At 32.5% G+C, this 15,402-nt stretch carries 12 protein-coding genes; 4 read left to right on the forward strand and 8 right to left on the reverse strand.

All coding sequences use genetic code 11. From position 1 onward, the window contains the following. Positions 1 to 55: 55 nt before the first annotated feature. The 7 genes from PRVXT_RS12280 to PRVXT_RS12310 all read right to left on the reverse strand — a co-directional run bounded on the left by PRVXT_RS12280 (position 56) and on the right by PRVXT_RS12310 (position 7,729). Positions 56 to 574 carry a hypothetical protein gene (locus PRVXT_RS12280; protein ID WP_350343161.1) on the reverse strand — a complete coding sequence of 173 codons (519 nt, stop codon included), beginning with the start codon at positions 572 to 574 and terminating at the stop codon, positions 56 to 58. A 188-nt stretch (positions 575 to 762) separates the two neighbouring features. Next, a complete protein-coding gene (gene istB, locus PRVXT_RS12285; RefSeq protein WP_350342319.1) occupies positions 763 to 1,524 on the reverse strand; it encodes an IS21-like element helper ATPase IstB in 762 nt (253 codons plus the stop codon). Beyond that, entirely contained in the window at positions 1,490 to 3,079 is a 1,590-nt protein-coding gene (istA, locus tag PRVXT_RS12290) for an IS21 family transposase (protein WP_350342320.1), read from the reverse strand. Before istA ends, istB begins: the two co-directional genes overlap by 35 nt. Positions 3,080 to 3,620: 541 nt before the next feature. Further along, positions 3,621 to 5,111 (reverse strand): UDP-N-acetylmuramoyl-L-alanyl-D-glutamate--2,6-diaminopimelate ligase, encoded by a 1,491-nt coding sequence (locus tag PRVXT_RS12295; protein ID WP_350343162.1) that lies wholly within the window; start codon positions 5,109 to 5,111, stop codon positions 3,621 to 3,623. Positions 5,112 to 5,532: 421 nt separating this feature from the next. After that, positions 5,533 to 5,796, reverse strand: a complete 264-nt coding sequence (locus PRVXT_RS12300; RefSeq protein WP_350343163.1) for a hypothetical protein — start codon at positions 5,794 to 5,796, stop codon at positions 5,533 to 5,535. A gap of 387 nt (positions 5,797 to 6,183) precedes the next feature. Further along, positions 6,184 to 6,582 (reverse strand): hypothetical protein, encoded by a 399-nt coding sequence (locus PRVXT_RS12305; RefSeq protein WP_350343164.1) that lies wholly within the window; start codon positions 6,580 to 6,582, stop codon positions 6,184 to 6,186. Positions 6,583 to 7,081: 499 nt separating this feature from the next. After that, on the reverse strand, positions 7,082 to 7,729 hold the full coding sequence (locus PRVXT_RS12310; protein ID WP_350345159.1) for an ABC transporter ATP-binding protein: 648 nt from the start codon (positions 7,727 to 7,729) through the stop codon (positions 7,082 to 7,084). Between the two features lie 316 nt (positions 7,730 to 8,045). On the opposite strand from PRVXT_RS12310, the gene PRVXT_RS12315 reads away from it, so the two are divergent. Both PRVXT_RS12315 and PRVXT_RS12320 read left to right on the forward strand, forming a co-directional pair. Beyond that, a complete protein-coding gene (locus PRVXT_RS12315) occupies positions 8,046 to 9,323 on the forward strand; it encodes a helix-turn-helix domain-containing protein (RefSeq protein WP_350343165.1) in 1,278 nt (425 codons plus the stop codon). 138 nt (positions 9,324 to 9,461) lie between these two features. Then, positions 9,462 to 10,736 (forward strand): MFS transporter, encoded by a 1,275-nt coding sequence (locus PRVXT_RS12320; protein ID WP_350343166.1) that lies wholly within the window; start codon positions 9,462 to 9,464, stop codon positions 10,734 to 10,736. A gap of 186 nt (positions 10,737 to 10,922) precedes the next feature. Here PRVXT_RS12320 and PRVXT_RS12325 read toward each other — a convergent pair whose 3' ends face one another. Continuing rightward, positions 10,923 to 12,272, reverse strand: a complete 1,350-nt coding sequence (locus PRVXT_RS12325; protein WP_350343167.1) for a radical SAM/SPASM domain-containing protein — start codon at positions 12,270 to 12,272, stop codon at positions 10,923 to 10,925. A gap of 963 nt (positions 12,273 to 13,235) precedes the next feature. Here PRVXT_RS12325 and ahpC point away from each other — a divergent pair. Both ahpC and ahpF read left to right on the forward strand, forming a co-directional pair. After that, positions 13,236 to 13,799, forward strand: a complete 564-nt coding sequence (ahpC, locus tag PRVXT_RS12330; protein ID WP_350343168.1) for an alkyl hydroperoxide reductase subunit C — start codon at positions 13,236 to 13,238, stop codon at positions 13,797 to 13,799. Positions 13,800 to 13,806: 7 nt separating this feature from the next. Then, a complete protein-coding gene (ahpF, locus tag PRVXT_RS12335; protein WP_350343169.1) occupies positions 13,807 to 15,333 on the forward strand; it encodes an alkyl hydroperoxide reductase subunit F in 1,527 nt (508 codons plus the stop codon). Positions 15,334 to 15,402 lie beyond the last annotated feature (69 nt).

The following is a 15,402-nucleotide window of genomic DNA, read 5'->3' on the forward strand; positions in this document are numbered from 1 at the left end:
ATCTTTTTACTAGATTAGCTAAGTTCTCTATACTTTAAAAAATTGGTGATTAATTTTATTTTAAAAGTAAATATATCAAAATATAACTTCCAAAATAAACAACATAAAATACTGAAGTTAAAAATGGTTTAATCATCCATGCTCCACTAAAATCCCCATAGGGTCTTTTAACATATAATGTAAATACTACATCTATAGCTAAGTAAGCTAGTGACGTAAGAAACATTAAAAAAATAGATATGCGAACTGGAAATAAAGGGAATGCCTCGATAGATAACGCAAAAATACTCAAAACTAAAACTGTCATAAATTCAAATATATTTCCACCTATAATATAAAACCAAAAAGCTTTTTCTGTTGATATATATTTTTCCATAATTTTAAAATACTTTTCAAAGTTATCGACGGAAACTTTACCACCAGAATTATCTTTAAGTAGTACTTGTGGGGGATATTTAAAAAGTTGAACTGACATCCTATTTGGAGGAATCCCTAAATACCAACCAGTTAAAAAATGCCCTAGTTCATGACTAGCTATCAACAAAAAATACAATATCAAAATATAAAAGAACATATAATTACTCCCAACTAAACTTTTCTTCTTGAATTTTTTCCCATAACAACAAATGCTTAAAACTAGCCCAAATTAAATGTTCCGTCGATGTTTCACAAATTAAGCTTAACCCAATTATCAAAAGTTCTGTAACTGGCAAGTAGAATTGGAGAAATTTTGGCAATTAATTTTCCCTATCCTTTTTCCAGTTAAAACCTAGAATTTTCTTCAAAAAATGATTCTCTGTGTGCTAATCTATAACTTTTACCTGACATATTAAATAACTCACATCTATGAGTGATTCTATCTAAAACAGCTGTAGTTAAAGCTGGGTCACCCAATAGTTCAGTCCAGTCTTCTAGACCTTTATTTGAGGTAATAATAAGTGATGCTTGTTCATGAAGTGCCGTTATGAGTTGGAAAAACAGGTTAGACTCTTCCCTAGATATCGGCAAGTAACCTAGTTCATCGATGATTAGTAAGCTAGAGGACAAAACCTTATTTATTTTGCCTTTACTTTTTCTTGATATCTCTTGGGTTTTTAAACAGTGCATAAGGTCGTTCATAGTAACAAAGCTAACCTTGTACCCCATCTCAACAGCCCTGTAGCCTAGTGCTATTGCTAAGTGAGTTTTACCGACCCCAGGAGGGCCCAAAAAAATTAAATTATACATACGGTCTATCCATTCCAATTCCGATAAACTGTTAACTTGTCTTTGAGTTATGGACTTTTGAAAATCTAAATCAAAATCTTCTATAATTTTAAGTGTAGGAAAACCAGCGTTTTTTAGCCTTCTTGCCTGTGCTTTTTCTTCTTTTAGTTTCATTTCTTCCTGAAGTATGTTTAACAAAAATTGCTGATATGAAATGCTTTTTCCATCTGCATCTTGAACGACTTGAGAAGCGTTTGTATTTAAGTAGTCAAGCTTTAATTTTTTAGCATTTTCTTTGATTAGCTCCAATTTCTCCACTGTGACTGTCCCCTTTCAAAGAATTAGTATACTCTTCAATACTTCTTATTTCAGGCTTTAAATCCTGATACTTTGAAGGGGTAGAAATGTCTGCCTTAAAGTACTTTTTATTAAGTTGTCGTTTTTCTTCCTCCTTAAAGTATTGGATTGTATCCTTAAGCATGCCAGCGCTGTAGAGTTTTCTTTCAACGCAGTAATCAATAGCTTTTTGTACAAGTGACGGGTTTTCAGATGTCACTGTTTTAATTATTAGGTTAGATTGATCTTTAAAGTATCTAGATTTTTCAGCCCTAATGATATCAACAAACGTTATTGCCTTATCAGTTTCTCCTAAACTTTTTAAAACTTTCTCACGCATTTCGTCGCAACTGTACTTTCTTGATTTTTGCCTATCTGGGTGGTCTATTGTTACTAGCTGACCTTTTCCTTTAGCAATTTTATGTGTGATAATCAACTCATTAGTATCTTTATCAATTATTTCGATACAATCTTTTTTAACTGATAAATTAACTTCTTTACCTGGTGAATAAGTCCCTATGGGTACTTGATATCTGTTTTGTTTGTAAAATACTGTATTGTTTTTTCTTACTAGATAGGTTAAAATTTTAGTATCAGTTGATTCAGCAAAGAGGGTAGGTATTGGCATTAAGTGTTCCTTTTCCAGAGCAAACACTTCTGCCGGTACCTTCTTTGTTGTTTCATGGACTTTTTTATTGCCGGTTCTTTCTAGCCATTTTAGATTATCATCATTAAAGGATTCAATATCTACAAATTTTCTATGTTTAGCGAAGTTATTCTTGGCATACTTTACTACAGCTTCTACTTTGCCTTTGCTTTCAGGATCAGCCTTTCTGCAAAGGTACACTTTAAACTTAAGAGAGTTAAGATAATTTTGAAATCCTTCGGTATATAATATATCTCCATTGTTTTCAGAAACTACTAGTACTTTATCTTGATCATAAACTATCTCTTTGGGTCTGCCGCCAAAGTACTCAAAAGCTTTGTTGTGGGCTTTGATGAAACTTGATGTTGTAAATGGCTTGTCCGACCACCATACGAACTTGTATCTTGAATGGGATAAAACCATTCCAAAACAATATGCTTTTACTCTTTTATTATCATGTGTCTTAAGCCATATCTCTCCTAGATCAACTTGAGCTTGATACCCCATAGGAAGATTTTCTATTTCTTCATACTGCCTAACTGATGTCACTTTGGGCAAGTCATATTCTTTTCTAAGCTTGTTTACATAGAGCCTTAGAGTTCTTTCCTTAAAATCTAGCTCACCATGTTTTTCTAAAAGCCAATCATAAATCTGAGCGGCTGACATATCTCGGTATTCTTTAATCCATTCTAAAATTTGCTTTTTGTATTTATCCACCTTCTTTCTCCGTGATTGAGCTGTATTATGGAGCTCTGAAAACTCATCAAACTCCATATCCCAGTACTTTGATACGGTCTTGTAGTCAATCTCTAGTAGCCTTGCAACTTGGGATTTATTTAATCCCCTAGACCTATTTTCTTTAATTTTGGCAAACATATCCCACCTCTTCAATTCTCATACCTCCTCTGATAAATTAACTCTTTAATTTTATCAGAAGGGGTATTTTTTTAGTAGATAACTGGAAAAAATTCTCCGTTTCTATTTGCCAAAATCTCTCCATTTTAGTTTACCATTTACAAGTTCTTTTGGTAAGCTCCTAAGCTCACGCTCCGTTTGCTGAGCATTCATAATTTTTTTCACTTTCCTTAATCATCTTTTCTCCTCCTTTTACTACTCTCACTTGATTCTCTCTTTGATTATAGTAGGTATTCAACATCACCTCTTTTATTCCTTTATTTTATATTTATATAAAGCGGTGTTATAATTTATAAAAAGTACCATGAAACTATGAACAGTTCTATCTACTTATCAACTGATTAAGTAACTTTAGAGCAAATATTGAGTTTAAAATAATTAAAACCACCTAGGATTTTTAATCTTAGGTGGTTTTAATCCCTTCTAATTCTTTAAGCTATTTTTTCTTCACAATAAGGCACGTCGAAAAGTGCACGTCTGAATTTTTATTTTTTTTAAGTTAGCAAGTATCTTTGCTTTATATGTGAGCTAGTTTTTTACTATCTTCAAATTCTAATTCCTTTAATGCTTGTTCTACTATTTCTCTTTCATTAAAATATATCGTTCTTTTTCCAAAAATTTGACGCTTTTCATGTCCTTTTCCAGTAATTATGATAGTATCATCTTCCCGACTATTTATAATTGCATACCTAATAGCCTCCTCTCTATCAAGTATCTCAATATAAGGCTTATTCCCCTCCGTAAAACCCTTTTTTATATCATATAAAATATCTTTGGGGTCTTCTGAACGGCAGTTATCCGTAGTAAGAACACATAAATCACAATACCGCTCTGCTATTTTACCCATTTTACTTCTTTTGGTATAATCCCTTTCTCCAACACATCCAAATATTATTATTATTCTACCTTTTGCATATTTACTTACAGTACCCAATACATTTTCAAAACCATCAGGAGTATGAGCATAGTCAATAATAATATTTAGGTCTTTATTTGTAGGGATTACTTGAAATCTTCCAGGTATGTTGGTGACAGCTTCTATACCTTCTTTAATGCACTGCAATTTTATACCTAAAGAATAACCACAGGCTATTGCAGCTAGGCTGTTATAAATATTATAAGTGCCAGGGAGCCTAGTTTTTATACTTATTTTTTCTGTGGGAGTATGAATACTACATTTACTATAATCTTTAAAAAGAATAACATTCTTAGCATTTATATCAGCATCACTATTAATTCCATAGGTTAATAACCTTGCTCCACGGTTCTTTATTTCTTTAGCTAATCTGTACCCATAATAATCATCTATATTAACAATATTAAAATCATTGGTTTTATAAAACAACTGCTTCTTTGTGTTGTAATAATTTTTCATATTTCCATGAAAATCTAAATGCTCATGGGTTAAATTTGTAAATATTCCTATGTTAAAGTCACAATCGTTCACCCTTGATAATTGTAAGGAATGGGAGGATACTTCCATGACACACGAATCAACTTTTTCTTGAAGCATAGACTTAAACATCCCTTGAAGGGTTAAAGACTCAGGGGTGGTATGGGAAGCTCTGAAGGACTTTCCATTTATAATTGTTTCTACAGTTCCTATTAGTGAAGTGTTTCTTTTGGAGGCTTCTAGCACCGATTTCACAAAATAAATAGTCGTAGTTTTTCCATTGGTCCCCGTTACACCTATCAATTCTAAATTTTTAGATGGTTGTCCATAAAAGGCAGCTGACAAATTACTTAATGCTACTCTTGTATTTTTTACTTTAATAACAGTTATATCTTCTGAAACCTTTAAATCTCTACTGACTACAATAGCCTTTGCACCCTTTGAAATAGCATCATTAATATACTGATGTCCATCAACACGAAAACCTTCTATAGCCACAAAAATATAATCATCATTAACTATATTTGAGTTGCATTCTATGCCTTTAACGTCGAATTTAATATTTCCTTTTATATCTATTACTTCAAGGTGTTTTATAATATTTTCCAGCTTCAATTGTTCATCCCCTTTCTTCCCTTTAGAAACCAGTATAGACCCTAACTATCCTTTTCATGCGATAAATTAAAATTTAAATATTATTGGCGCTATCTGTTACAAGCTAACCACTTAGGCTAGTAGATTTAATTTTTTTAACAACAGTTAAAAAAAAATGGCAAAAAATCTACTCATCAAATATATTAGCCCATATTAAATGACATTATACCTATGATAGTTCCTTATTTTATTGAAAGGTATACTTTAATAAAATAAGGAACTATCATAGATTACCACCAAATATAATATGATTTACTAGGATTAAGTAAAAACACTTTTTTAGTATTTCTTTTAATATAGTCTAAAAACAATCATAAAAATACCCCCTTGTGTAGACAGCTTTATCATCTTGTCTATCTACCACAAGGGGGGTATTTGATCATCATATCTTTTTATTTCCTGCTATGTAAGCTACAATTATTAGTAATGCTATCAGTAACCCTAAAGGACCTAGAAATAAAAATAGTATTACAGGTATCGTTATTACAACAGTCATCAAACATCCACAATTATTCATTTTATCTCCAGCATTTTGCAGCTTTTCACCTATCTCACCCATTCTATCAGCCCGTTTCTTCCACTTATCCTCTCCCTGCTCCTCTATTCCTTTTCGCTGTTCCAGTTTATTTTTTTCATCTTTATCCATAATAACCTCCTTTATGCAAGTTTTAACTTAAACCGCCTATTTGAGATTAATCCCCCCCTTAAACTATACATAAAAAAACGTCTTTTATTACAAGTTAGTTTTACTTTTATCATAATAGCCTTGAATAATGACATTAAAACACTAAATTTAATAGTAGCTATTACTCTATATTTCTTATAAGTGAAGATATACTTTTATTATTAATACTTTTTATTATAACAATCGATATTACTGTTAGAGAGATAAAAACTGTAAGTAAAGCTTTAATATAATAATTGAAGAGTAGGAATATGCTTGCTCCTGTCAAGTAAGGAGAAAGTATCGAAATAACTATGGTACTAAATATTAATTTAATATATTTAGCTTATTTAGGCTGTTGTTTTATAATTACAAGGTAAAACTTTCTGTATTACAAGCAAATGGTGCTACAATAAAGAGTCTATATTTAGTTATGTTATTACAGTGTGGTATTATTTTTTTAGAACACACAATCCAAATTATAACTTGAAAAATCATTGTAACCCTAGAAATTACATAGCTATATAACAATCCATCGTTTATTAATTTTTCATTTATGTACACATTTTCTAGTCCGTTGATGTGATACAGTTCAACTCCAAAATCGCTTATAGACTCTCTAGATCTTCTATTCGTGATAGATTTATTAATTGATACTAAAGCATGTGTGACCTGGTCTTCAAACTCTTCCAGTTCTTCTTTGCTGATAAAAATATTAGGATAATCATTAACACCTTTGACTACACTAGGTGCAGCTGACCAATACATAGAATGATCTTCAACTATACCAACAATTTTATAAGTATTAGATTTATCATTTATTCCTAGACTGATCTCATCACCTATAGAAAGATTTTGGGCTAAGTATGCCTCTATCGCAATTTCACCTTTATGTTTAGGGAAGTTTCCCTCTATTAACGATAAATGCCCTAAATCAAAGGTTTGTTCACTAAACCACCTATTGTAGCTGTATTATTATTTTTATTAAATAATGCGGTATCAACCAAGACATATTCGCTCATTACGTTAATATTTTTATCTTTTTCCAGCTGCTCAATTTCTGAAGCATTTATATCATTGACAAATAAATGGTGTGATCCGTACGTACTAAAGGCTGTTTGAGCTAAATGATCATTTATATTTTTACTTGATATATCTATAGCTAAAATAGTAGCAATAGATATAACTAAAGAAAAATTATGATACTTGTGATTTTTATTTTACTTAACAAAAATTTGTATGATAATTTTAATAAAAACATAACCTATCACTTCCTAATCAACTGAAGATTTCCATCTTCCATTTGGTATAAGTTGTCAGGACTTTGGATCAGATCTTTATCATGTGTTACTAAAACTAGTGTAACATCTCTTTCTTTACACAATGTTTCTAATAATTCGCTAACCTTTGAACTATTATAACTATCAAGATTTCCTGTGGGCTCATCAGCAAATATTATATCTGGATGATTAATTAAAGCTCTTGCAACGGCGACTAGTTGCTGCTCACCGCCAGATAAAGTTGATGGTAGGCTCGTCAGCCTTTGCTCCACACCTAAAGTTTTTGCAATAGTCACAATGTCTTTTTCTTCTAAAGGTTCTTTAGTAAATTGAGTGGGCAAAGAAATGTTATCATATACTGAAAGCTCAGGAATTAAATGAAAAAACTGAAAAACAAAACCAAAGCGCTTACCCCGTATCATCGATTGTTCTTTATCATTCAGCTGATATAAATCTTTATTTTCAAACATTACCTTGCCTTGCGTTGGAGCATCCATTCCGCCCAAGATATTTAATAATGTAGATTTTCCTGAACCACTTTTACCATAAATAACATTTATAGTCCCCGAGTCCACTGTAAGTGAAGTAGGTTTTAGAGCAAAAAATGATTCATAATTGGAGTATCTTTTAGTAATATTTTAGCTACTAAGTTTTTTTTCATTTTCATCTAACTCCCCTCAATTTTTCCAGTCTAATTTATTTACTTTTTCTTTATAGTTAAAAAGAGATACTCATCACTTTAATACTAAACTTAGTTATGATAGAAATGAGTATCTCTTAAAAATATTTTTTATTGATTTATAGTCCCAGATCCTCTTACAGTATAATGTTCTGGCTTTTCCCTTTCTTGCTAAACTTATAGTATCAGTGTAAAAATAAATGTCAACCCACTCTTAAGCGTGTTGACATTAAGCTATATCTATGGTATATGAAGAGTTGCGAGGTGATTTTATGAAAAACAACACAAAAATCTTAGGGATGTTGATAAAAAAAAATAGGCTGGAACAAAACATGAGCCAGGAAGGGCTTTGTCAAGGCATATGCGCTGTGTCTTATTTAAGTAAAATTGAAAAAGGAACTATAATTTGCAGTGAAGAGATTTTAAGGCAACTTTTAGATGTCTTAGGTATTAGTTTGCCTACTGATATAGATCTCACAATATATGAAAACAAAATTAACGATTTTTTTCACTACTATTTTTTTGATAATAAAGATAAGGTTAAGGATATTATGAATGAACTAAAAGAGAAGTCTAGTGTTCTAGCACATTCGAATTTAGCTATAGACATGATGCTAGTGGAAGCATATTGGAGCTATCTTTTTGGAAGCAATGATAAAGAAAATATCAATAATATAATAAGACAACTTTTGCCATTTAAACACTATATGAATGAAATCCAAACATACCGACTTTATATAATCATGGGACAGTTAGAAGGTTTTATTAATCACGATTACCATTCGTCTTTAAACTATTTTACAAAAGCAAAAAATAACACCCCCGAGGGTTTCGCTCTTGCCGGGGTTGTAGCAGCCCATTATGGACTGGGGAATTATTTAGATAGTATAGTTTTAGGGGAAGAAGCTTATATTAAACTAACTCAAGAAGGAAATATAGAATTCGCAATCTATGTATGCAATATTATAGCTGCCTCTTATGCTAATTATAGGGATGTAGAAAAAATGGCGAAATACTTTAAAAGAGCAATCTCGCTAATAAAGTCAGATGTTAATTCAGCTAGGTTAGGACATGTCTATTATAACCTTGGATCTGGATATTTAGTTACTGCCAACTATTCTGAAGCTATTAAATACTTCAACTTATCCTATGAAATTCTAAATCAACTCATAAATTCTGATACCCGCTTTTACATCTATCTACTACAAAAACTTTTTCTTGCAAACTTCGCCATAGGCAAAAAGCAACAAGCTGGGTATTACTTAAAATTATCTGAACAGTGCTATAAAGATTTTCCCGAACAGATAAACATAGCCTTAAAGGCTTCTCTTAAATGGCTACAGAAAATGTACACTATAGAAAATTACTTATACAACAAGGAATATCTCAATGCCATAAAAGACCTCTATGAAGTTTCAATAAATGACACACATCGTGGATACACACTACTGTATGCAGATTACTTAGTAGATACATACAAGAAACAGCGTAAGTACAAAGAGGCGTTAAAAGTAACAGAATATCTGCATGTAAAGAGTCAATTTTCTTAAATACTATCCTTCTAAAGTCACTAAAGATATCAACTCAGTGGTTATTTTCCCAATATCACCATATTCTTTTAACTGTGTTAAAATGCTAAACTATGATAAAGATGATATTTGACCACTATAACTTTAGGAGGTACTTCCGTGAATCTAAAACTACTTAAAAACAAAAACCTAAGTTTACTATTATTAGGTAGGTTTGTGTCTATGTTTGGCAGCGGTGTAATGCAATTTGCTTTCTCATTATATGTATTAAGGTTAACAGGATCCGCATCTCAATTTGCTTCAGTACTTGTTGTTGCTATGATACCCATGCTTCTTTTAGGTCCTATAAGTGGGGTTTTTGTTGATTGGTTTGACAGAAAAAAACTGATTGTATATCTTGATCTAATTTCAGGTCTTATAGTTGGCGTAATGTTTTTAATTTCCGTAACTTCAACAATCACTATGTTTCATATTTACATCACAGTAATTTGTCTCTCCATAATTACTACCCTTTTTAACCCGGCTATCAACACAGCAATCCCGTCCCTTGTGGATAAAGATGATTTGCTAGAAGCAAATTCCTTAAATAGAGTCATAATGACCATCACCATGATGATAAGTCCCATGGTGGGGGGAGCTTTATTTGGTATATTTGGCATCTCCATCATTCTTTTATTGAATTTCGTTAGTTTTATTTTATCTGCTATTTCAGAAGCTTTCATTGATTTGAAAACCCCTAATAAAAAGCACAATGATTTCTCTTTTAATTCCTTTTATAATGACCTCAAATCTGGTATAAACTTTATTTTAAACCATAATATAATGAAAAAAATAATTACTCTATCCTTTGTAGCCAATGCTTTCTTTAGCCCTGCCCTAAGTATAGGTCTAATTTATATAGCCAGCATGGTTATAGAAGTTAGCGACTTACAACTGGGTATTCTACAATCCTCACTAATGGTTGGCTCACTACTAGGTCTTAGTATAACTGGAACGGTAGCAAAAAAAATCAAGTTGACCAAAGTCATTTATATGGCGTTAATTATAATGGGTACATTAGTCTGCTTGATAGGTTTTAGTTCTTTACCAGCCTACTTAAACCTCTTCAATAATAATCTAATACCTTACCTCACAATAGTAGTTTTAGCTTTAATTATAGGATCTGCTGCAGTTATTACAAATGTAGGAATGGCCACCTTAATGCAGAAGGAAGTCCCCTCTGATATGTTAGGTCGAGTAAGCTCAGTCAAAGAAACAGCATCTTTGTGTGCAACACCCTTTGGACAAATTATATTTGCCGGAATGTATGACACGATAGGAACTTTTATTCCTATAATGATAAGCGGAACAGTCATGGTTATATCAGCGGTTTTGTTTAATTATTCTGTACACAAAACTCCAAAAGAAGCTGGAGCTTCCGGGTCAGGCTTTTGATATTTCAATATTATTAATTAACAAAAAAACCTATCCTAAAAAGTATGGATAGGTTTTTTTACCTTTTCTAAAAACACACAAAGGCTATGTTGATGTAAGTAATTCACTTATGGCTTCTTAGAAACACGTCTTTAAGGTTTTAACTTAGATTAGTTAATTTACAAAACTTTTATTACACACAACACATCAAACGGTACTATTTTCTATCTCCTCATTTTTTATAGCCTCTTCCCTTTCTTTATAAAGTACGGGTAACTCTTTGTGCAAAAGAGTTTTGATGGAATAGCACACGGGCTTAAAAAAATCCCCATCGTTATCTATTAATTTCAAAGGACAGCCGCCTCCACAAAGAAGAGAATATGTACAATCCCTACATTCAGGAATCGCTTCTATATTACGGTTACGTATGGAATTTTCTTTATATTCTATCAAAGGGTGGTACTTTCCTATGGAAAAGTGCTCCTTGCCTACGCATCCCAAGCATGGATATATAGTGCCATAGGGGTCAAATACCATGCCATCTACATGGGCGTAACAATAAGAGTATAAAGGGTTTATGTCTCTACCATATACTAAGTGATCAAGTATAGAATTTTTTTTAGTTATAAAATCATTTATTCTTTCCCTGTCCTCAAAAGAATGTTTATTATCTGAGGAATATATTTCACTCACTATATCAAGCCGCTCATTACTGGAGGCTCCAATAAGTGTGGATAACTCAAAGGATAAATTGTTCTTGTATCCCGAAAACATGTCAAGCAACTTTTCTCTTAAATCTATTCCTTCCTCATAGTTATTTTTGTCGAGGTTCATTCTTATTCGAACGTTTATACCATTCTTTAAACATTTTTCTACACCTTCCAAAATTTTTCTAAAGGTAGGTTTTCCGTTAGCTAAAAACCTCCTGCTATTGTGGAATTCTTCATTGCCATCTAAAGTAATTAAAACTTGAGAAATATTTATTGATAAAAGTAAATCAAGAAATTCCGTTAAGTAATATCCATTAGTAAAAATTTGATATGTTTTATCGGGGGCCTTATTGAAAAGATGTTCTAAAACTGGTCTGGTTTTGGGAAGCAAAGGTTCTCCCCCAAAAATACATATTGCCTCAAGACCATCACCGGCAAGGTTTAAGGCGGCATCAATTTGTTCTGGAGTTATAACCTCTTTTTTTAGATAGGCATCACCTTCAAAACAATAAGGGCACCTGAAGTTACAGTCATAAGTCATAACAAATACCGCAGATCTTTGATTTTTTTGTCTTTCAAGATGATTGTCTCGAACCACCTCTAAAATTTCACTTTTTTTAGCTAGTTCCTCTTCATAGTTATTTACAACATACCCCCTAGCTTGAAGATTACTCAATAACTCAGCCTCCAAATCATTCTCTGTTACAATTTCTTCACAGTCCTGCCACTTGGATAAAGTTTCATAAATAGGAGCATCTATTTCGTCCATAGTTCCTGTTAAAGAGTTTATTAAAAGCTTTTTGTTATTATGTATATCTACAAATATCATATGTTTTATTAATTTCATTACTTCCCCTCCTCTAAGCTGATTATTCTGTACTGAAATCTGCCTCTGCCCATAACATCAAACTCACATAATTTCGCGATAAATACAATATCCACATGTAAAAAAAACAGAAATCTTAACGGGATATAACAACCCTTCTATCACAGTACACTTTGAACAGTTGTGATAGAAGGGTCATGTAGCTTACTTAATTTAGTAAATAGGTAATCTAAACTACTTTGCTAATCTTAGCATGCACAGCAAAACTCGCTCCCAATTCCTATCATCGGTCCCATTTGTGCACTATTTTGACTCCTCTCAGTTTTTTGTAGATTCCAACCAGTTTTGACAATTGATTTCATTTTCATGATTTTTCACCTCCTAAGTATGGCACGACTACTTTAATTTTTCGCCTGCCATGGTATATATACAAATTATATTAAAACAAGTCGACAAATATTATAGAAATTTATAATATTTTACAAAATAATTAAACTTCTGTTTTGTCTGGCTAAAAAGCTACTGGCAACTATTATTGTTACAACTACTACCTTACACCTTTGCTCCTTTACTTTGTTGGCCTATATTTTCTTTCAGTAATTAAACAAATTTTATTGAAATACACTGGGAATGCTAACCTGAGCTAAACAGAATATAATGACAGTCTGTATAGTATTTCAATCTGATCTTTCGGATTTGATATATATTTATGTCATTTTTTCAACAAATTGTATTTATAAACAATAATAAAAGAATAGATAAACATATAACCTCAAAAAATACTAAAAGCAGGTAACTAATTTCCCCTTATTATTGACCTTTTAGTAACTTTTTCTTTCCTCTATAAAGTAATTGATAATTATTCCTAATTGCCCTTGACAAAAAAAGAGCAGTGCTTTACTATGTAATTAGTAATGATTACTGTTATTGTTTATTCTGCAATAACATAAAATAAATATATAAAATTTAAGGAGATGATTTATTATGTCACTTATCGGAAAAAAAGTAGAGCAATTTCAAGCGTCAGCCTATCAAAACGGTCAATTCATTGATGTTAGCGAGGAAAACTTTAAAGGAAAGTGGAGTGTAGTTTGCTTTTACCCTGCTGATTTTACATTTGTTTGCCCAACAGAGTTAGAAGATCTGCAAAATCATTATGAAGAACTTAAATCTTTGGGAGTTGAGGTATATTCAGTATCAACAGATACTCACTTTACCCATAAAGCATGGCACGATAGTTCAGAAGCTATTAAAAAAATTACTTATATAATGGTCGGTGATCCTTCACAAAAAATCAGCCGTAATTTTGATGTGCTAGATGAAGAAACTGGGCTTGCCGATAGAGGCACTTTTATAATTGATCCAGATGGAGTAATTCAGGCTGTTGAAATAAACTCTGGCGGTATGGGCCGTGATGCAAGTGTTTTAGTTCAAAAAATTAAAACAGCTCAACATATTAGAAATAATCCAGGTGAAGTTTGCCCAGCTAAATGGGAAGAGGGAGCAGCTACTCTTAAGCCAAGTCTTGACTTGGTAGGAAAGATTTAAGGATATCATGGCACTTGAGAAAAACATCAAAGACCAATTAAACCAATATCTTCAACTGATGGAACGGGATGTAATACTTAAAGTTAGCGTTGGAGAAGATGAGATTTCTAAAGAAATGCTAACTTTAGTAGATGAATTAGCTGCTATGTCCCCAAAAATATCTGTGGAGAGAACAAGTTTACCCAAAACTCCTAGTTTTAGTGTGAACCGTATAGGTGAAGATACCGGTGTTACTTTTGCCGGTATCCCCTTAGGTCACGAATTCTCATCTTTGATACTAGCACTTCTGCAAGTAAGTGGCAGGCCACCCAAAGTTGAAAAAAAGGTTATAGATGAAATTAAAAAAATAGAGGGTAAATATCATTTTGAGACCTATATAAGTTTGAGTTGCCATAACTGCCCTGATGTAGTGCAGGCCCTTAATCTAATGAGCATTTTAAACAAAGGAATATCTCATACTATGATAGACGGAGCTACATTTAAACAAGAAATAGAACAGAAAAATATAATGACTGTACCATCAATATATCTAAATGGTGAGTTTTTAGCTAGCGGACGTTTAGCTTTAGAGGATATTTTAGCTAAAATTACTAAACCTGCTGACCTCTCAGTGTTTAACGATAAAGACCCTTTTGACGTTCTTGTAGTAGGCGGTGGTCCCGCTGGAGCTAGCGCTGCTGTTTATGCTGCACGAAAGGGAATCCGTACTGGAGTTGTAGCAGAAAGATTTGGTGGTCAGGTAATGGACACCTTAAGCATAGAAAATTTTGTTAGTGTTAAATCCACTGAAGGACCTAAACTTGCTGCAAGCCTAGAGGAGCACGTTAAAGACTATGATGTTGATATTATAAAACAACAAAAAGTGCAAGGACTTAGTAAAAAAGATTTAATAGAAATAGAACTCGAAAATGGTGGTTTACTAAAAAGTAAAGCAGTTATTATAGCCACTGGTGCCCGTTGGAGAAATGTTGGAGTCCCTGGTGAGTTTGAGTTTAAAAATAAAGGTGTGGCCTATTGCCCACATTGCGATGGACCGCTGTTCGAAGGAAAGGATGTAGCTGTTATAGGAGGAGGTAACTCGGGAATAGAAGCAGCAATTGATTTGGCTGGTATCGTTAAGCACGTTACAGTTCTTGAGTATATGCCAGAATTAAAGGCAGATAAAGTCTTACAAGAGCGCCTTTATAGTCTTTCTAACGTCACTGTTCTAAAAAATGTACAAACCAAAGAAATTACAGGTGATGAAAAGGTCAATGGCATTACCTACATGGATCGAGATACAGAGGAAGTTAGGAATCTTAAATTAGAAGGTATTTTTGTACAAATAGGGCTGGTACCAAACACCGATTGGCTAGATAATTTTGAAAAGACCCGATTTGGAGAGTTAATTATAGATAACCATGGAGAAACAAATATCCCAGGAGTATTTGCAGCAGGTGATTGTACTAATAGTCCATACAAACAAATTATTATCTCTATGGGTTCTGGAGCTACCGCAGCCTTAGGTGCTTTTGATTATCTAATAAGAAACTAGAGTAATAAATAGTCGCCGACTACCAAGTAGTTAGCGACTATTTTGATAAAGAACCTATCAGCAAAGGAA

The organism is Proteinivorax tanatarense (assembly GCF_040267685.1).
GTDB classification, from domain to species: domain Bacteria; phylum Bacillota; class Proteinivoracia; order Proteinivoracales; family Proteinivoracaceae; genus Proteinivorax; species Proteinivorax tanatarense.